Origin of the sequence: Pueribacillus theae, from assembly GCF_003097615.1 — a bacterium.
Taxonomy (GTDB): Bacteria; Bacillota; Bacilli; order Bacillales; family UBA6769; genus Pueribacillus; species Pueribacillus theae.
Map to the genome: position 1 here is coordinate 36865 of NZ_QCZG01000011.1, position 17205 is coordinate 54069.

Sequence of the window (17205 nt, forward strand, 5' to 3'; positions counted from 1 at the left end):
AGCGGGGGAGGAAACTGGGGATGGATAGGAAGTATCATTTAGGAGTCGCAGCGCTATCTTTATTGATGATGATCATCCTTACTGCCTGTGGTCAATCAAGCGGAAAAACAAATGCAACCTCATCAACATCATCAGGGGAAAACGAAGCGAAAGACTTTCAAGATTATGAACCGGTAACAATTGAAACGAAGGATCGAACCATTCAATTTAATGAAATGCCTCAAAGGGTAGTCACGTTCGACTTACATCCAGCAGAAATTATGATAGCACTAGGATTGGAAAAATACATAGTTGGCACAGTCTCACATCCAAATCAAATTTTACCCGAGTATAGGGAGGTCTATTCCCAAATTCCTGTCATTAGCTCTGATTTGTATACGTCAACTTCCCAGGAGGCAGTCTTAGAGGCGAATCCCGATTTTGTCTATTCGGGTTGGGATAGTACCTTTCAAGAGGATAGCATAGGTACGGTGGAACAGCTAGAGGAATTAGGTATAAAAGCTTATGCACAACAGTCGACAAACATTATAGGGCCTACCCTTGAGGATGTGTATGAGGATATCCGCAATATTGGCCGTATCTTTAAGGTAGAAGAAAGGGCGGATAAGCTAATCAAGTCACTCAACGATTCAATTGATGATGTGAAGCAAAGGATTGAAAGTCAAATTGGAGAAGAGGAGAACCCCTTCGTGTTTTTGTGTACGATAGCGGAGAAGATGCACCATTTACAGCTACGCAGACGATACTGAGTGAACTGATTAAGATGGCAGGTGGTGAAAATATATTTAGCGATATCGAAAAAAACTGGGCAACCGTTACTTGGGAAGAAGTTGTAAATCGGAATCCGGAAGTAATTGTCATTATGGACTATGGAAATATAACAGTCGAGCAAAAGAAACAAGTTCTTTTTAGCAAATCTGCTTTAGCTGATGTGGATGCGATTAAAAATAAGCGTATTGCAGTGATGCCGCTCGATCATACTTTTGAAGGCGTCCGCATGCCACTCGCTATAGAAACACTCGCGAAAGCCTTTTATCCTGAAAAGTTTGAATAAAAGTCCATTTCGCCAAATGAGGTGTGCTTCCTATGTTAGAAAAAATTCCATATCAAAATGGGCCAAAGGTTGGTTATAAAGAGCCTCAGATGACGAATAGCCAAAAGGGGGAAAGCCATCGAAAGACAGTTATGTTTAAGATGACTCTCATAGGTTTGACCTTATTGCTTATTCTTTCGATGCCGTTGGCGGTTATTCTCGGACCCGTTTCAATTCACTACGAAACGGTGTGGCGAATCGTGTTTTCCCAGCTTCCGGTTTTAAGCGATTGGGTGACAGTTGATTGGACGCAAGCTGAACATAATATTATTTGGGAAATTCGTTTGCCTAGAGTATTGCTTGGGGCAATCGTTGGGGCAGGGTTAGCTGTCGTAGGGGTCGCCATCCAAGCACTTGTTAAAAACTCTTTGGCAGATCCGTATATTCTTGGGGTTTCCTCTGGTGCATCAGTTGGTGCAACATTGGTCATTTTATTTGGCGCTTTCGGGTTATTTGGCCAATACGCGCTGTCAATCGCAGCCTTTTTAGGCGCGCTCCTATCTGTCATCATCGTTTTCTTTATTGCAAGAACTGGAGGAAAAATTTCAACGGTTCGTCTTTTATTATCCGGAATAGCTGTATCCGCTATTTTAAATGCGGTCACTAATTTAATTGTCATGTCTGCGCCGCGGGAAGAAGGGATTCGCAATGCCTTGTTTTGGATGATGGGGAGCCTAACCGCTGCAAAATGGGAATATTTAACGATTCCCGCACTTGCTGTATTGATTGGAATTGGCTATCTGCTTATCCAGTCACGGGCATTAAATGTGCTACTGATGGGTGAAGAAACAGCTGCAACACTTGGTATGAGCACTGATATTTTTCGTAAGGTGCTACTTGTCTTCACGGCTCTTCTAACCGGCGTGATCGTTGCAGTGAGTGGTGCGATTGGCTTTGTCGGGTTAATGATCCCGCATATCGTTCGGCTTATCGTAGGTTCCGACCATCGCCGCGTGTTGCCTGTCAGTGCTTTGCTTGGTGCGATTTTCTTAATTTGGGCGGATGTCGCTGCCCGCCTTTTGTTTGCACCTGAGGAGATTCCGATTGGAATTATTACTGCAATCTGTGGGGGGCCATTTTTCATTTGGCTTTTACGCCGCAATACGTATTCATTTGGAGGTGATGGGCGATGAATCTTGCTGCCAAAAATGTATCGTTAACACTGAATGATAATCCAATTTTAAACAATATGGATATCCTTGTTCGAAATCAAGAATTCGTTGGTTTATTAGGGCCAAATGGAAGCGGCAAATCAACCTTTTTGAAAAGCATCTATCGAACGATGAAACCGGATGTTGGCTGGATATCCCTAGCAAACCAAGACATCTACAAATTACCGCCGCGTAAGGTTGCTAGGCAGATGGCTGTCGTCCGTCAAGAATCTGCGATTGAATTTGATTTTTCCGTCCGGGAAATCGTGATGATGGGGCGTTTCCCACATAAGTCGGCTTTCCAGTCGGATACAAAACAAGATGAAGAATTAGTCAATGAAACGTTAGCGCGTGTCGGAATGCAAGATTTCGCAGAACGGAGTTTCACGACCCTATCAGGGGGAGAGAAGCAGCGTGTTTTGATCGCAAGAGCCCTTGCGCAACAGGCGAAACTTCTTGTGTTGGACGAACCGACAAATCACTTGGATATCCACTCCCAATTGCAGATTATGGCGATTTTAAAAAAGTTGCGGTGTACTGTATTAACCGCTTTACACGACTTAAACATTGCTGCCGTTTATTGTGATCGATTATATATTGTCAAATCAGGTGAGATTGTTGCGTCAGGAACGCCTGCAGAGGTACTTCAACCTCAATTGATCAATGATGTGTTTGGTGTGGATTGCGAAGTGTCGATTCATCCTAGAACTGCAAAACCGCATATTGTATTTTTATCGGCAATTGAGAAAGAGATTAGTTAGAATGGACTTTTGATACGTTTAGGAGGGGGATACCATGGCAACATGGGATTTAGAAAAAACGAGAGCTCATATTATGATTTGTAATGGCGCGAGCTGTCTTCGTAAACATGGTGAAGAAGTAACGATAGCAATTCGGAAAGTGTTAAAGGAACAAGCACTTGATGATTATATCCATACGACGCGAACTCGGTGCAATGGACGGTGTAAAGATGCTTCTACTGTTATCGTTTATCCAGAAGGTACATGGTATCAAAATATTTTACCAGAGGATGCTGAGAAACTCGTAAATGCGATTAACCGAGGTGAACAATTGAAAGAAAAAGTAAGCCATACGTTTCGCGGTTCGGGTTTCGATCGTTACAACGATGCACCAATAGGGATTTTAAAGTCTGAAAAAGCACAAAAATCACCTTCTTAATATACGTGGAAATGGTTGATTTGAATGTGACAAAGAAACTGTCAAGACGCTCCGAAGAAAATCTTAATTTCAAAAGATTATAAGGGGAGGATTTGTACAAATGAGTGAAAAAGGAAAATTGCTAATCGTTGGGTTTGGTCCTGGTAACTTTGAACACATTACAGCCCGTGCAAAAGAAGCGATTCAAGAAAGTGATCTCATTATCGGCTACAAAACGTATGTTCAACTGATTAAAGGATTGTTGACTGATCAAGAGATCGTTAGTACTGGCATGACAGAAGAAGTATCGCGAGCGCAAGAAGCGGTCAAACAAGCAGAGTTAGGGCGAAAAGTTGCTGTTATTTCGAGTGGAGATGCTGGTGTGTATGGGATGGCAGGCCTGATCTATGAAGTCTTAATAGCAAAAGGCTGGAAAGAAGAAACAGGAGTTGGTATCGAGATTATCCCGGGAATATCCGCGATTAATTCATGCGCTTCTTTACTTGGTGCACCGATTATGCACGACGCTTGCACGATTAGTTTAAGTGATCATCTAACCCCATGGGATGTGATTGCAAAACGTATTGAAGCTGCTGGGCAAGCTGATTTTGTCATTGCTCTGTATAATCCGAAGAGCGGCAGGCGCACAAGGCAGATTGTAGAAGCGCAAAGGATCTTGCTAAAATACCGCTCACCAGATACACCCGTCGGCTTAGTAAAAAGCGCATATCGTGAACGCCAACATGTCGTAATGACGAATTTGCAAAGCATGCTTGATCACGATATCGGCATGTTAACAACGGTTATTATCGGTAACTCAACGACGATGATGTATGACGGAAAAATGATCACACCGAGAGGATACCAAAGAAAATATACACTTGACTCAACTGTACAACCTCTAAAACCGAGCCAACGATTAAAGAGAGAAGCAGAACCGTGGGCTTTAGAGCAAGATCCGGATCTTTTCAAACGGAAAAACAGGCCAAATAAAGCCGCATCCGGAGCATCAACAGCAGCGATACCGAAACAAGAGGGGGCTAACTTGCAGCCCCAAAAAACGAATACGCCTGAAAATCGATTTACAAAACAGGCCAATCAAACGTCTACTCCAAAGGAACTCGCATTAGAAGCCTTAGCAATGATTGATGGAAGTTCTGCACTTCAAATAGAACCAAATGTTGTGCGGCAGCCAATCGAATCAATTTTTGAATTAGCTGTCAAACCAGGTGTCGCTAACAAAAAATTTACACCCGAACAAATGATAACATTAGCTGAAGTAGTTGGAGAGAAAGGTTCCATGGAATACTCGCCTGACCATCAAATCGTCCTTCGCATTCCAACAGCAGAACCGGACGAAATTACGAAAAAACTCCAATCCGTGGGCTTTTTATTAGCTCCTGTAGGCGAGGTGCTTTCTGTCAAGGCATGTGATTTTTGTGACGGAGAAAAATATGATGCCATCCCTTATGCCGAAGAAATCGAAGAAAAGCTTGGCGGTATGAACCTTCCAAAGAAACTAAACATTGGCATTAATGGCTGCGGGATGGCGTGCTACAAGGCAGTGATGGAGGATATCGGAATTGTGTTTAGGAAAGGGAAATTTGATTTGTTCTTAGGTGCGAAGCCTGTAGGAAGGACGGGGCATGCCGGCCAGCCAGTTGCAGAAGGAATCGAGCCTGATAAAATTGTTGATCTAATTACACAGATTGTTGAAGAGTATAAAGAAAATGCCCATCCAAATGAAAGATTGTTTAAATACTTTAGGAGAGTAAAGGAACTTGGAGGCTTTAAGTTTATCGACATGATGCCAAAAATTGAGATAGAGCCCGCTCCGTGCGGAGACTAAGAAATAAAGAAGGAGGAACACAGATGAAAGCAGTGTTATTTGTAGGACATGGAAGCAGAGATGAAGAGGGAAACGAGGAAATTCGCCAGTTTGTAAAAAAAATGCAGCCAAAGTTGAGCGAGGATTTACTTATTGAAACGTGCTTTCTGGAATTCGGCAAACCTTCCATTATGGGCGGAATTGAAAATTGCATAGATAAAAAGGCATCAGATATCTATTTGATTCCAATCATTCTGTTGCCTGCGGGCCATTCCAAGATTCACGTTCCGGCTGTCATCGATGAAGCAAAAGAAAAGTTTCCTAACGTTTCATTTACATACGGGCGGCCAATTGGCATCCACGAAAAAACGTTTGATATTTTATCAAACCGGTTAGCAGAGGCTGGGATTGATCCAACGATGGAACATGAAGATACAGCTGTTTTGCTCATTGGCAGGGGTGGAAGCGATCCGGATGCCAATAGCGATTTATACAAGATTACAAGACTACTTTGGGAAAAATTAAAGATTAAATGGGTAGAAACGGTTTTTATGGGTGTAACCTCCCCTTCTGTCGATGAAGGAGTCGAACGCTGCATAAAGCTCGGAGCGAAAAAAGTAGTGATGCTTCCTTACTTTTTATTTACTGGGGTTCTAATAAAACGTATGAATGACATGAAAGAACGGTATGAGTCGGAATACCCGGAAAACGAATTTATTTTAGCTGATTATTTTGGTTTCCACCCGCTCTTGCAAGATATTGTCATCGATCGAGTCGAAGAAGCATTGCAAGAAGAAGTGCGGATGAATTGTGATACGTGTCAATACCGCCTTGACGCAATGGAGCATATCGATCACCACCACCATCACGATCATGAACACGAGCACCATCACCAGCATTCTTAATGGAGGGTTTACGATGATTCTTTTCTTAGCAGGAACAAGTGATGCCAGGGAACTTGCATTGTTAATGAAGGAAAATGGCTATGACTTATTGGCGACGGTAGTCACTGAAAATGCAGCCATCAGTTTACGAGAGTCTGGGCTTGAAGTACACGTTGGCAGATTAACAAGTAACGACATGGCGGAAATCATAAGAGAGAAACAGGCTAAGGTTGTGGTAGATGCCTGCCACCCTTTTGCAGAAGAAGCTTCCAAAAATGCAAGCCAGGCAGCAAAGGATGCCAATGTCCCTTACATCCGCTATGAACGGGAAAGCCAAACCTTTCAACACGAAAAAGTAACGGCAGTCGATGGGTACGAAGAAGCGGCAGAATTAGTCAAAGAAAAAAAGGGCGTCGTCATGTTAACGACAGGCAGCAAAACGTTAGAAATTTTCACTGAAAAACTGCGGGATTGCAAAGATGTTCAGCTCGTTGCCCGTATGTTGCCGCGCAAAGACAACATGGAAAAATGCCAACAGCTCGGTGTTGAACAGAAAAATATTGTGGCGATGCAAGGGCCATTCTCAAAAGCGCTAAATAAAGCCCTTTATGAGCATTATGGGGTTACCCTTATGGTAACGAAGGAGAGCGGAAAGGTGGGGGCAGTTGATGAGAAGTTGACTGCCGCTCTTGAAATGGGAATCGAGACAATTGTCATAAAACGGCCGAAAATCAATTATGAGACCGTCTATTCCAATTTCACTGATGTGTTAGAAGCCGTAAAGCAAGTATTTCAAAATGAAAAAATTCCAATCGAATAACCCTAATTAAAAGAGGAGTGATGAAATGGATTTTCAAACAGAATTTAAACCGATAACAGTTCAACCCCAGTTAATTGAAGGGAAAAGCTTTGACATGATTAACGAGGAAATCGGTGAACATCCTTTTACAGAGGAGCAATACCCTGTTGTGCAGCGGATTATTCATGCCTCTGCTGACTTTGAACTGGGAAAAAGTGTCGTATTTCATCCAGATGCTGTTCGTGCCGGTGTTTATGCCATAAGAAAGGGAAGAAAGATCGTGGCAGATGTACAAATGATTCAAGGAGGAATCAACAAGCCCCGAATCGAGAAATTCGGCGGGAGCGTTCACGTTTACATTTCAGATCCGGATGTCATGGAGGAAGCGAAGCGACTAGATACAACGAGAGCGATTATCTCAATGAGAAAAGCAGTTAGAGAAATAGAAGGAGGAATTTATGCAATCGGAAATGCGCCGACAGCACTCCTTGAACTTATTCGTCTTATCAAAGAAGGCGAAGCAAAACCGGATCTTGTCGTTGGGATGCCCGTCGGTTTTGTTTCAGCAGCTGAGTCAAAAGAAGAGCTGGCTAAACTTGATATCCCATTCATTACAAATATCGGCAGAAAAGGCGGGAGCCCCGTCACTGTTGCTGCTATAAACGCACTTTCAATCATGGCTGAACAGGTGTAAACAATGCAAAAAGAGCCTGAAAACGTAAAGGAGTTACGGCACGGTTATACGACAGGAGCGAACGCCACAGCAGGAACAAAAGCGGCCTTGACAGCATTAATTACAGGCGAGAAGCAAACCGAAGCCACAATTACGTTGCCAATAGGCCAAGATGTTACATTTACGTTGGAAAATTGCCACCTTCACGAAAAAAGTGCGACAGCGGAATTAATTAAAGACGGCGGCGATGATCCGGATGCAACCCATGGCGCCCTTATTCAAGTAACGGTTTCTTGGGCGGATGAACCAGGCATTCATTTGGACGGAGGAAAAGGCGTCGGGCGCGTGACGAAAGAAGGGCTTCCGATTCCGGTTGGGGAAGCAGCGATCAATCCTGTACCGAGAAAAATGATCAAGGAAGTTGCCCAAGAAGTGCTGATGGAATATGGGATTACCCGCGGTGTAAAAATTATTGTTTCCGTTCCGGATGGAGAAGAAATCGCCAAAAAAACATTAAACGGGAGATTAGGCATTATTGGCGGCATTTCCATATTGGGGACACGCGGGATTGTTGTTCCTTTTTCTCATGCATCCTATAAAGCAAGTATTGCCCAAGCGTTAAGTGTTGCACGGGCAGCAGGCATTGATCATGTCGTGATTACGACAGGTGGGCGAAGTGAAAAATATGGAATGAAGCAATACCCTGATTTGCCTATAGAATCTTTCATTGAAATGGGTGATTTTATCGGTTTTACGTTGAAACTTTGTAAAAACAAAGGAATGAAAAAGGTTTCCATGGTTGGCATGATGGGGAAATTTTCCAAAATTGCCCAAGGTGTCATGATGGTCCATGCGAGAAGATCTTCAATCGATTTTAATTTTCTTGCAGAAGTGGCAGAGGAATCTGGAGCGGATGAAGCCTTGCTTCAAAAAATCAGAGAAGCCAATACAGCCTCCCAAGTCGGTGATATGATGCTTGAAAATGGGCATACACAATTTTTTGAACGGATTTGCCAATATTGCAACGCGGCTGCCTTGAAGGAGGTGCGCGGCGGTTTGGAGATTGAAACATCTCTTTATACGTTAAAAGGCAAGTTTTTAGGAAAGGCAGGAACGTCTTCATGACAATAAAGATCATTGGAATTGGTGACAATGGCAAGGAAAGTTTGCCTCCTCTTTATGAAACATTCATTGATGAAAGTGAGTGTTTAATGGGAGGCGAACGGCAACTCGCTTTTTTTCCAAATTATGCAGGTGAAAAAATCACAATCAAAGGGGGATTATCCCCTCTTGTTGAACGTCTTCAATCAGAAACGAAAAACATCGTAATATTAGCATCAGGTGATCCACTTTTCTATGGGATCGGCAGCTATTTGTCGAAAAAAGTCGATGCTGAAATTTATCCAAATGTGAGTTCGTTACAGCTCGCTTTTGCAAAAATGGGCGAACGCTGGCAAGATGCAGTTTTTCTCAGTGTCCACGGCCGGTCGATGAAAGGCCTCGCACAAAAAATCGATGGAAAAGAAAAAATTGCCCTATTAACAGATGATACAAATACCCCTGAGAAGATTGCGGAGTATTTAATCGACTTCAATATGACGGAATACGAAGCGTTTGTAGCCGAAAACTTAGGCGGTCAAGACGAAAGAACGGGATGGTACCAACTTGAAGAGCTGTTAAACAAAACTTTTTCACCGCTAAACGTTGTGGTTTTAAAAAAGGTTTCTCCGTCTCCAACTTGGACTTTAGGAATAGAGGATGCGGAGTTTTTCCAGCGCAAACCGGAAAAAGGGCTGATTACAAAAAAGGAAATTCGTACGTTAAGCATTGCGGCTCTTGGCTTGAGGGAAAACAGTACGGTTTGGGACATCGGAACATGTACGGGGTCAATGGCAATCGAAGCTGCACGCATTGCTCGGGAAGGCGAAATATTCGCCATCGAAAAAAATGAAGCGGATCTTGAAAATTGCTATCAAAATATGAAAAAATTCCGAACAGATTTTACGGTAGTTCACGGAAAAGCACCCGATCATTTAGACGAATTCAAAGACCCTGATGCGGTATTTATCGGGGGAACGGCAGGTGGAATGGAACCGATTCTTGATATTTGTTGTCAGCGGTTAAATGAAAACGGGCGAATTGTTGTGAATGCTGTAACGATCGAAAATTTAAATGAAGCGGTTAACGGATTTAAAAAATACGGGTTTCAAACAGACATTACGCTTTGCCAAATTTCTCGCAGTAAGCCGATTTTGAATTTAACCCGATTCGATGCTTTAAATCCGATTTATATTATTACAGCAAGTTCAAAAAGGGACTGAATCAGACGCAAGCAGATCGAGGCACGGTATGAAAAACCGGCGGAGTGTACGTTTTTTGGTACATGAGCAAGGTTTTTTAGACCGTAACGAAGAGATGCGCTGCGGATTTTCTGTACCTTTTTGAACAACCTCTATTACAGCGAGACATGGGAAGGAAGAATAATATGCCGGGAATATTGTACGGTGTAGGCGTTGGTCCGGGAGATCCTGAATTAATTACGGTAAAAGCCTTTCGAGTATTAAAGGAATCTCAGGTTATCGCCTATCCAAAAAAGAGAAGCAGGGCGAAAAGCTATGCCCATCAAATTGTTGATACGTATATTAATGAACACGAAAAAGAAATGCTTGGACTTGTGTTTCCGATGACGAAAGACCAAACGATCCTCGAACGAGAGTGGTCAAATACGGTTGAAAAAGTAGCGGAAAAGCTGTCACAAGGAAAGGATGTTGCTTTCGTTACGGAAGGTGATCCGTTTTTATACAGCACATTTATTCATATGATGAGGCTGATGAAAGAACGCTATCCAGAGATAGAGATTAAATCTGTTCCCGGCATTTCATCAATCAATGGAGCTGCTTCACGACTTGGGATTCCACTCGCGGATGGTGACGAGCGTGTTGCAATCGTTCCTGCATGTGATGATTATGAAACGATGAAACAAGCCATTCAAGAAAACGATTGTATCGTTTTTATTAAAGTGGCGAAAGTAATGAATCTTATGTTGTCGATCTTACGCGAGCTTGATCTTACCCACAAGGCGTCCGTCGTAACAAAAGTGACATCAAAGGAAGAAATTATTTGGGATGTAGAAGAGTTAGAGGATGTTGATTTAGAGTATTTAACGTTAATGGTGGTGAGGAAATGAAAATACATATTATCGGCGCAGGACCTGGAGATCCCGATTTAGTGACAGTCAAAGGGTTAAAGTTAATTGAGCAAGCAGATGTCGTCATGTACACGGATTCACTTGTGAATACCGAACTAATAAATAAGGCAAAACAAGGAGCCGAAATCATAAAAACAGCGGGTATGCACTTAGAGGAAATGGTTGATATGATGATCAATCGCGTGAAGGCTGGTAAAAAGGTTGTTCGCGTCCATACAGGAGATTCCGCAGTTTTTGGTGCAATTATGGAACAAATCGCACTGCTGAAAGAAGCAGGCATTGACGTTGAGATCGTTCCTGGTGTCAGTTCGGTTTTTGCCAGTGCAGCGGTTGCGGGAGCTGAATTAACGATTCCCGATTTAACGCAAACCGTCATATTGACGCGTGCGGAAGGCCGGACGCCTGTACCGGAAAGGGAAAAGCTAAAGGATTTAGCCAAGCATCACTGCACGATCGCCCTTTTTTTAAGTGCGACGTTAACAAAGAAAATTGTAAAGGAATTTCTCGCTGCTGATTGGCATGAAGAAACCCCTGTTGTCGTCGTATATAAAGCGACATGGCCAGATGAAAAGGTTGTACGCACAACGATTGGAAAACTGGATGAGGCAATGAGAGTGAACGGAATTCGTAAACAGGCAATGATTTTGGCAGGTTGGGCGCTCGACCCTAGCATCCATGAAAAAGAGTACCGTTCCAAATTATATGATAAAGAGTTTACCCACAGCTTTCGTAAAGGTGTGAAAGCATGATGAAAAAATATGCAATCGTTGGGATTACAAAGCATGGGGTGGAAATTGGCCGCCGGCTGCATTCGCTTTTGCCATTGTCCGATTTATTTTATCCTGCAAAATTTGCAAAAGGCGATGAGAAGGAAAAGGAAATCGAGATGTTTGAAGGAAGCGTCAAACATGCTGTTCCGAAGCTTTTTCATTCGTATGAAGGTTTAATTATGATCGTTTCGATCGGCGCGGTTGTCCGTTTAATTGCTCCCCATTTAAAAAATAAAATGACAGACCCGGGGGTTGTCGTGATTGACGATCGAGCAGAGCATGTGATCAGTGTTTTATCGGGCCACTTAGGCGGGGCAAATGAATTAACGAACGAAGTGGCAGCCCTTCTAGGTTCAAAGCCTGTCATTACGACAGCATCGGAAGTACAGAAAACGATCCCGGTCGATTTACTCGGGCGCAGGTTCGGCTGGACATGGGAGTCAAAAGAAAATTTAGTATCTGCCAGTGCAGCCGTCGTCAATGAAAACGAAGTTGCGGTTGTCCAAGAATCAGGTGAAAAACATTGGTGGAATTATGATACCCCTTTACCAAAAAATATAACGATCTATGATTCGATTAATCAAGCGCTTGAAGCAAAACCAGATACGGCACTTGTTATCACACATCGCCAATTAACAAAAGAAGAACAACCGATTTTAGAAAAGGGCGTTCTTTATCGACCAAAAGTAATCGCTTTGGGAATTGGCTGCAACCGCGGAACATCTGCTACGGAAATTGAACGTGTAATTACAGAAACCTTGGACGAGTTGCAATTTTCTATCCGAAGTGTAAAAGCTGTTTGTACAATCGAATTAAAAAAAGACGAACAAGGACTCTTGGATGTTGTCAACAAATACGGGTGGGAATTTGTCACTTATACAGCTGAACAATTGAACGAAGTTCCTTTTAATCATCCATCAGAGGTTGTCTTTAAATATACGGGTGCATATGGAGTGAGTGAACCTGCCGCTTTATTGTATAGTGGTGCAGCCGATCTAACTCTCGAAAAGAAGAAGTCAGGAAATGTCACAATTTCTGTTGCAATCATTCCATTTAAGGAGGAAGCATGAACGATCAAAAGGGTACGAGCACCATTCTTCCAATGATGTTATCTGTAAAAGGGTACACCGTTGTCATCGTTGGGGGCGGAAAAATAGCAACAAGACGCATTCTTCCTTTACTAGAGGTAGAGGTAAACGTTATTGTCATTAGTCCCGAAGTGACGGCGGACATCAAAACATGGCATGGGCAGCAACGTTTGCATTGGAAAGCGAAATGCTTTGAACCAATCGATATAAAAAACGCAGCAATCGTTATTGCGGCTACAAATGATCCGAAAGTCAATTTGCAAGTTTATGAAGCAAGCGAAAAGCATCAATTAATTAATCTTGCTGATCGCCCAAATTTAAGTAATTTTTATGTTCCTGCAACATTTCGCCGGGGAAAATTGATATTGTCTGTTTCAACGTCAGGGGCAAGTCCTGGATTAGCACGGCAAATAAAACAACAGCTCTCTGAAATTTATGATGAAAACTACGAAAGCTATGTTGAATTTCTCGATCAATGTCGCCAAATTGTAAAATCAACTAGTTTAAACCAACAGACTAGAAACAACATATTAAAAGAATTATTGAAGACCCGATATCGGCACATGGATGAGCGTGAAAGAGAAGAAGCCTTTAAGCAATTACTAGAAAAGGAAGGGGGCAAGCAAAATGAATAAAGGAAAAGTATTTCTCGTAGGAGCAGGCCCAGGTGATCCGAAGCTGTTGACAGTATATGGCATGGAATGTCTTCAACAATCAGATGTTATTGCTTACGATCGGCTTGTCAATCCGAAACTTCTCGAATTTGCAAAATCGGGTGCCGAGCTAATCTTTTGCGGAAAATTGCCTGGGAAGCATGCTCTCATCCAAGAGCAAATCAACCAATTGCTCGTTGATAAAGCGAGTGAAGGAAAGATTGTTACAAGGTTAAAAGGCGGCGATCCGTGTGTATTTGGAAGGGCGGGGGAAGAAGCACAGGTGTTAAGTGAGCATGGGATCGAATTCGAGATTGTTCCGGGAGTGACTGCCGGGATTGCCGCACCGGCATATGCAGGCATTCCAGTCACACATCGGGATCATGCGTCAAGCTTTGCGATTGTGACTGGGCATGGCCGAGCAGAAAAACAGCAAGACCATATTAATTGGAAAGCGCTCGCTCAAGGGATCGATACGATCGCTTTTTACATGAGTGTCGGAAACTTAAAATATATTTGCAACCAATTGATTGAAAACGGAAAAAACCCTGACACGCCCGCTGCCATTATTGAATGGGGAACATTGGAGAAGCAGCGAACGGTAACAGGATATTTGCGAAACATCGACATGCTTAGCGAACAAGAAAATATTCAACATCCTGCGATTTTTCTTGTGAGCGAAACCGTCCAACTAAGGGAAAAAATCAAATGGTTTGAGGAAAAAATCCAACAAGAAACTGTTAAACAACCTAATTAAACCTGTCATTCAGATGGACAAACGTTTATCGATGATGAAAATCTTTGGCGTAATCAAAATGGGGGATTATTCATGAATCATAAATCTTTTTGGCTGTCATTTACAGGTATTGCTGGACTGACTTGCTTTTTTTGGATAAATTCTTACCGTCCAGCTTATGCCATGCATATCATGGAAGGCTTCCTTCCTTTAGGATGGGCAGTTTTTTGGTGGGTCGTAACGATACCATTCATCGTACTGGGATTGCGATCGATTAAAGCTAAGATAAGGGAGAATCCAGAAGTAAAAACAATGCTTGGCTTGTCAGGCGCTTTTGCATTTGTTTTATCTGCGCTAAAAATCCCTTCCGTGACTGGAAGCAGTTCACATCCAACTGGAGTTGGGTTGGGAGCCATTTTATTTGGACCTACGGCAATGAGTGTTCTTGGAACGATTGTTCTCTTGTTTCAATCGTTGCTGCTTGCTCATGGCGGTCTAACAACACTAGGGGCAAATGCTTTTTCAATGGCTGTTGTTGGCCCATTTATTGCATATGGAGTTTTTAAAGGTGGAAGCAAATTAAATCTATCCTTTTCCGTTTGTGTATTTTTGGCTGCTATGCTTGGAGATTTAGGGACATATGTCATTACTTCCATTCAACTGGCCCTTGCTTTTCCAAGTGAAGTCGGCGGGGTGTTGGGATCATTTTATAAGTTTTCAAGTATTTTTGCTATCACTCAAATCCCTTTGGCCATTAGTGAAGGGCTTTTAACCGTCATTGTTATGAACTTGATAAAAAAATACAATATGAGTGAATTAAGGCAATTAGATGTTTTTATCAAGGAGGCGCGTTAATTTATGAAGAATGCTATTTTGTTTCTCTTTGTCATTCTGCTTGCCGTAGTTCCATTATATTTACATAAAGATTCTGAGTTTGAAGGCGCAGATGGCAAGGCAGAGGAGGTTATCGGGGAAATCGCCCCTGATTATCAACCTTGGTTTGATGCGTTGTGGGAGCCACCCGGTGGAGAAACGGAGAGTTTGCTATTTTCTCTGCAATCTGCAATCGGAGCAATTGTGATTGGGTATGTGCTCGGGTTTGGAAGGGCGCGAAAAAAATACTCGAATCGTGGAGATATTAAGTAGCCATATGCTTCAGATTGACCAATACGCGTATATTAATTCATACCGAAACATACACCCGATTGAAAAAGGATTGTTTGCTTTTTTATTTTTATTATTTTGCTTACTGACAAAGAATGCAGCAGTCGCAATCTTTACATTTTTTGTGATGAGTACAGCGATTGTACTGGGAGCAAAGATTCCTTTGGCTTATTACCTTAAAATCCTCTTGCTTCCTATTTTTTTCTTGTTGACAAGTGTTTTGGCCATACTCATTTCCATAGTGCCAGCAAATATGGAATTGCTAGATTCTGTTTTAAGTATGAAAATGGGGCCTTGGCAACTGTATATTAGCCAAACGAAATACAAAATGGCGATAGAGTTAATTTTCACCGTTGTTGCAAGTGTAAGCTGCATGTATTTTTTTATTTTAACGACACCAATCCAACAAATTGTTTGGCTTTTCCAAAAGCTAAGGCTTCCTGCTTTGTTTATTGAGCTATTTCTGTTTACTTATCGATACCTGTTTGTGCTGTTGGAAAAGACGGTTGAAATTCGCCTTGCACAAACGAGCAGGCTTGGATACCAAACCAGCCGAAATGCCATCTCTTCATTAGGGCAGCTTTTAGTGAGTCTTTTTATAAAATCAATGAGGTCGGCAAAGGAAGTGCATATGGCGATAGAGATTAGAGGCGATGGAAAGGAAATTTTTGACGATGAGATAACCCAAACATATAAGCAATTACACTGGATCGTACTCGTTTGTGCTTTTTTACTTCTCTCTATAATGTCTGCATTTGCACCAACATTATAAGGCGGCGGAGCGGCCATCATTGACAAAATATTGTTACTTAGCCCCGCCTCTTTTCCATAAGAAGGAGCAGGAATAATGAATATACCTATCCTTGAATTAAAAGGCATTTCCTACCAGTACCCAGATCATACGGCTGCTTTAAAGAATGTATCGCTTAAAATTGAACGCGGTAAAAAAATAGCTTTACTGGGAAATAACGGGGCCGGGAAATCGACCTTGCTTTTACATTTAAATGCCATTTTAACACCTTCGGCCGGACACATGCTATTTAAGGGCGAACGCATGACATACAAACGCATTGAGAAACAGAAGCTTCGCCAGCATGTTGGAATTGTTTTTCAGGACCCGGACTCCCAACTTTTTTCATCCAGTGTTTATGAGGACATCAAGTATGGTCCTCGAAACATGGGATTGGCCCCTGAGAAAGTAAAGGAAGCTGTTGATGTTGCAATGGCTTTAACTGAAACGGCTTCCCTAAAAGAAAAGCCGCCACATTTCTTGAGCTTAGGGCAGAAAAAGAGAGTGGCGATCGCAGGGGTTTTGGCGATGAACCCTGAGCTGCTCATTCTAGATGAACCTACTGCAGGATTAGATCCTTATTATACAAAGAAAATCATGAATGTACTGAATGCAATTCAAAATGAAAACCGTACAATGATTATTTCGACACATGATGTTAATCTTGCCTTTGAATGGGCCGACGAGGTATGGATTATGAACGATGGAAAGATTATTTCAACAGGCTGTCCAACGATCGTTTTTCAGGACGAAGCAATTTTAAATAAAAGTCATTTGGAAAAGCCGTGGATCATGGACGTATTTGAAACGATTAAAGGTCCAATGAAGAATATAAGCTATCCTAGATCAAGAATAGAATTATTGAGGAGCATTCAAGAGGCAAAAGCTAAACAACCTATTATAAAGGTATAGTTTTACAAAAGAAGTCTGCTTCTTTATACTAAGAACTGGAACCAAAAAAAGAATAATAGAATAAATAGGTTTCTTAAATGGTGATCATTTAAGGCGAAGAGGGAAGTTGGTGCAAATCCAACACGGTCCCGCCACTGTAAGCTGTTGAGGAAGGCTAATAGTTCCACTGTGTATTATTTTACATGGGAAGGATAGCCAACTGTTGACACGCAAGTCAGGAGACCTGCCTATTTATTTTATAAGATTCCTCGGGGAAAGGGATGTTATATAGAGTGTCCTATATTTAGGCAGATAAATC

General features: G+C 42.2%; 20 protein-coding genes and 1 riboswitch. All 20 genes read left to right on the forward strand.

All coding sequences use genetic code 11. The features are described from left to right. The first annotated feature begins 20 nt into the window (after window positions 1-20). A complete protein-coding gene (locus DCC39_RS19580; protein WP_116554199.1) occupies window positions 21-749 on the forward strand; it encodes an ABC transporter substrate-binding protein in 729 nt (242 codons plus the stop codon). Beyond that, a complete protein-coding gene (locus DCC39_RS19585) occupies window positions 698-1054 on the forward strand; it encodes an ABC transporter substrate-binding protein (RefSeq protein WP_116554200.1) in 357 nt (118 codons plus the stop codon). Before DCC39_RS19580 ends, DCC39_RS19585 begins: the two co-directional genes overlap by 52 nt. Window positions 1055-1185: 131 nt before the next feature. Continuing rightward, a complete protein-coding gene (locus tag DCC39_RS07100) occupies window positions 1186-2226 on the forward strand; it encodes a FecCD family ABC transporter permease (protein ID WP_116554254.1) in 1041 nt (346 codons plus the stop codon). Next, the gene (locus tag DCC39_RS07105; protein WP_116554201.1) at window positions 2223-3005 is read left to right on the forward strand and encodes an ABC transporter ATP-binding protein; all 783 of its coding nucleotides are present in this window, start codon (window positions 2223-2225) and stop codon (window positions 3003-3005) included. Before DCC39_RS07100 ends, DCC39_RS07105 begins: the two co-directional genes overlap by 4 nt. Window positions 3006-3039: 34 nt before the next feature. Further along, window positions 3040-3423 carry a (2Fe-2S) ferredoxin domain-containing protein gene (locus DCC39_RS07110; RefSeq protein ID WP_116554202.1) on the forward strand — a complete coding sequence of 128 codons (384 nt, stop codon included), beginning with the start codon at window positions 3040-3042 and terminating at the stop codon, window positions 3421-3423. Window positions 3424-3523: 100 nt separating this feature from the next. Beyond that, entirely contained in the window at window positions 3524-5251 is a 1728-nt protein-coding gene (gene cobJ, locus DCC39_RS07115) for a precorrin-3B C(17)-methyltransferase (protein WP_116554203.1), read from the forward strand. A 23-nt stretch (window positions 5252-5274) separates the two neighbouring features. Further along, window positions 5275-6135: a sirohydrochlorin chelatase gene (locus DCC39_RS07120; protein WP_116554204.1), complete on the forward strand. Its 861-nt coding sequence runs from the start codon at window positions 5275-5277 to the stop codon at window positions 6133-6135. 13 nt (window positions 6136-6148) lie between these two features. Further along, complete coding sequence (gene cobK, locus DCC39_RS07125; protein ID WP_116554205.1) at window positions 6149-6934, forward strand: precorrin-6A reductase; 786 nt, start codon at window positions 6149-6151, stop codon at window positions 6932-6934. 25 nt (window positions 6935-6959) lie between these two features. Next, the gene (locus tag DCC39_RS07130; RefSeq protein ID WP_116554206.1) at window positions 6960-7607 is read left to right on the forward strand and encodes a precorrin-8X methylmutase; all 648 of its coding nucleotides are present in this window, start codon (window positions 6960-6962) and stop codon (window positions 7605-7607) included. A 3-nt stretch (window positions 7608-7610) separates the two neighbouring features. Next, complete coding sequence (locus tag DCC39_RS07135; protein WP_116554207.1) at window positions 7611-8711, forward strand: cobalt-precorrin-5B (C(1))-methyltransferase; 1101 nt, start codon at window positions 7611-7613, stop codon at window positions 8709-8711. After that, on the forward strand, window positions 8708-9907 hold the full coding sequence (cbiE, locus tag DCC39_RS07140; RefSeq protein ID WP_116554208.1) for a precorrin-6y C5,15-methyltransferase (decarboxylating) subunit CbiE: 1200 nt from the start codon (window positions 8708-8710) through the stop codon (window positions 9905-9907). The genes DCC39_RS07135 and cbiE overlap by 4 nt, the downstream gene beginning before the upstream one ends. Window positions 9908-10071: 164 nt before the next feature. Further along, on the forward strand, window positions 10072-10773 hold the full coding sequence (cobI, locus tag DCC39_RS07145) for a precorrin-2 C(20)-methyltransferase (RefSeq protein ID WP_116554209.1): 702 nt from the start codon (window positions 10072-10074) through the stop codon (window positions 10771-10773). Beyond that, window positions 10770-11543 (forward strand): precorrin-4 C(11)-methyltransferase, encoded by a 774-nt coding sequence (cobM, locus tag DCC39_RS07150; protein WP_116554210.1) that lies wholly within the window; start codon window positions 10770-10772, stop codon window positions 11541-11543. The genes cobI and cobM overlap by 4 nt, the downstream gene beginning before the upstream one ends. Continuing rightward, window positions 11540-12634, forward strand: coding sequence for a cobalt-precorrin 5A hydrolase (locus DCC39_RS07155; protein WP_205948477.1), 1095 nt, complete (start codon window positions 11540-11542; stop codon window positions 12632-12634). Before cobM ends, DCC39_RS07155 begins: the two co-directional genes overlap by 4 nt. After that, window positions 12631-13287 (forward strand): NAD(P)-binding protein, encoded by a 657-nt coding sequence (locus DCC39_RS07160; RefSeq protein WP_116554211.1) that lies wholly within the window; start codon window positions 12631-12633, stop codon window positions 13285-13287. Before DCC39_RS07155 ends, DCC39_RS07160 begins: the two co-directional genes overlap by 4 nt. Then, the gene (cobA, locus tag DCC39_RS07165) at window positions 13280-14062 is read left to right on the forward strand and encodes a uroporphyrinogen-III C-methyltransferase (protein ID WP_116554212.1); all 783 of its coding nucleotides are present in this window, start codon (window positions 13280-13282) and stop codon (window positions 14060-14062) included. Before DCC39_RS07160 ends, cobA begins: the two co-directional genes overlap by 8 nt. A gap of 72 nt (window positions 14063-14134) precedes the next feature. After that, window positions 14135-14896, forward strand: coding sequence for an energy-coupling factor ABC transporter permease (locus DCC39_RS07170; RefSeq protein ID WP_116554213.1), 762 nt, complete (start codon window positions 14135-14137; stop codon window positions 14894-14896). Between the two features lie 3 nt (window positions 14897-14899). Further along, window positions 14900-15187, forward strand: coding sequence for an energy-coupling factor ABC transporter substrate-binding protein (locus DCC39_RS07175; RefSeq protein WP_116554256.1), 288 nt, complete (start codon window positions 14900-14902; stop codon window positions 15185-15187). A gap of 4 nt (window positions 15188-15191) precedes the next feature. Beyond that, window positions 15192-15977 (forward strand): cobalt ECF transporter T component CbiQ, encoded by a 786-nt coding sequence (gene cbiQ / locus DCC39_RS07180; protein WP_165820797.1) that lies wholly within the window; start codon window positions 15192-15194, stop codon window positions 15975-15977. Window positions 15978-16052: 75 nt separating this feature from the next. Continuing rightward, window positions 16053-16907 carry an energy-coupling factor ABC transporter ATP-binding protein gene (locus DCC39_RS07185; protein WP_116554215.1) on the forward strand — a complete coding sequence of 285 codons (855 nt, stop codon included), beginning with the start codon at window positions 16053-16055 and terminating at the stop codon, window positions 16905-16907. Between the two features lie 49 nt (window positions 16908-16956). After that, a riboswitch (cobalamin riboswitch) is annotated at window positions 16957-17152 on the forward strand. Window positions 17153-17205: the final 53 nt, after the last annotated feature.

Excerpts from the sequence above, each read along its gene's own strand:
- cobJ (WP_116554203.1), top strand. The coding sequence starts at position 3,524 with ATGAGTGAAAAAGGAAAATTGCTAATCGTTGGGTTTGGTCCTGGTAAC.
- DCC39_RS07135 (WP_116554207.1), top strand. The coding sequence starts at position 7,611 with ATGCAAAAAGAGCCTGAAAACGTAAAGGAGTTACGGCACGGTTATACG.
- cobM (WP_116554210.1), top strand. The coding sequence starts at position 10,770 with ATGAAAATACATATTATCGGCGCAGGACCTGGAGATCCCGATTTAGTG.
- DCC39_RS07110 (WP_116554202.1), top strand. The coding sequence starts at position 3,040 with ATGGCAACATGGGATTTAGAAAAAACGAGAGCTCATATTATGATTTGT.
- DCC39_RS07105 (WP_116554201.1), top strand. The coding sequence starts at position 2,223 with ATGAATCTTGCTGCCAAAAATGTATCGTTAACACTGAATGATAATCCA.
- DCC39_RS07160 (WP_116554211.1), top strand. The coding sequence starts at position 12,631 with ATGAACGATCAAAAGGGTACGAGCACCATTCTTCCAATGATGTTATCT.
- cobK (WP_116554205.1), top strand. The coding sequence starts at position 6,149 with ATGATTCTTTTCTTAGCAGGAACAAGTGATGCCAGGGAACTTGCATTG.
- DCC39_RS07130 (WP_116554206.1), top strand. The coding sequence starts at position 6,960 with ATGGATTTTCAAACAGAATTTAAACCGATAACAGTTCAACCCCAGTTA.
- DCC39_RS07185 (WP_116554215.1), top strand. The coding sequence starts at position 16,053 with ATGAATATACCTATCCTTGAATTAAAAGGCATTTCCTACCAGTACCCA.
- DCC39_RS07155 (WP_205948477.1), top strand. The coding sequence starts at position 11,540 with ATGATGAAAAAATATGCAATCGTTGGGATTACAAAGCATGGGGTGGAA.
- cbiQ (WP_165820797.1), top strand. The coding sequence starts at position 15,192 with ATGCTTCAGATTGACCAATACGCGTATATTAATTCATACCGAAACATA.
- DCC39_RS07170 (WP_116554213.1), top strand. The coding sequence starts at position 14,135 with ATGAATCATAAATCTTTTTGGCTGTCATTTACAGGTATTGCTGGACTG.
- DCC39_RS07120 (WP_116554204.1), top strand. The coding sequence starts at position 5,275 with ATGAAAGCAGTGTTATTTGTAGGACATGGAAGCAGAGATGAAGAGGGA.
- cobA (WP_116554212.1), top strand. The coding sequence starts at position 13,280 with ATGAATAAAGGAAAAGTATTTCTCGTAGGAGCAGGCCCAGGTGATCCG.
- DCC39_RS07175 (WP_116554256.1), top strand. The coding sequence starts at position 14,900 with ATGAAGAATGCTATTTTGTTTCTCTTTGTCATTCTGCTTGCCGTAGTT.
- DCC39_RS19580 (WP_116554199.1), top strand. The coding sequence starts at position 21 with ATGGATAGGAAGTATCATTTAGGAGTCGCAGCGCTATCTTTATTGATG.
- DCC39_RS07100 (WP_116554254.1), top strand. The coding sequence starts at position 1,186 with ATGTTTAAGATGACTCTCATAGGTTTGACCTTATTGCTTATTCTTTCG.
- cbiE (WP_116554208.1), top strand. The coding sequence starts at position 8,708 with ATGACAATAAAGATCATTGGAATTGGTGACAATGGCAAGGAAAGTTTG.
- cobI (WP_116554209.1), top strand. The coding sequence starts at position 10,072 with ATGCCGGGAATATTGTACGGTGTAGGCGTTGGTCCGGGAGATCCTGAA.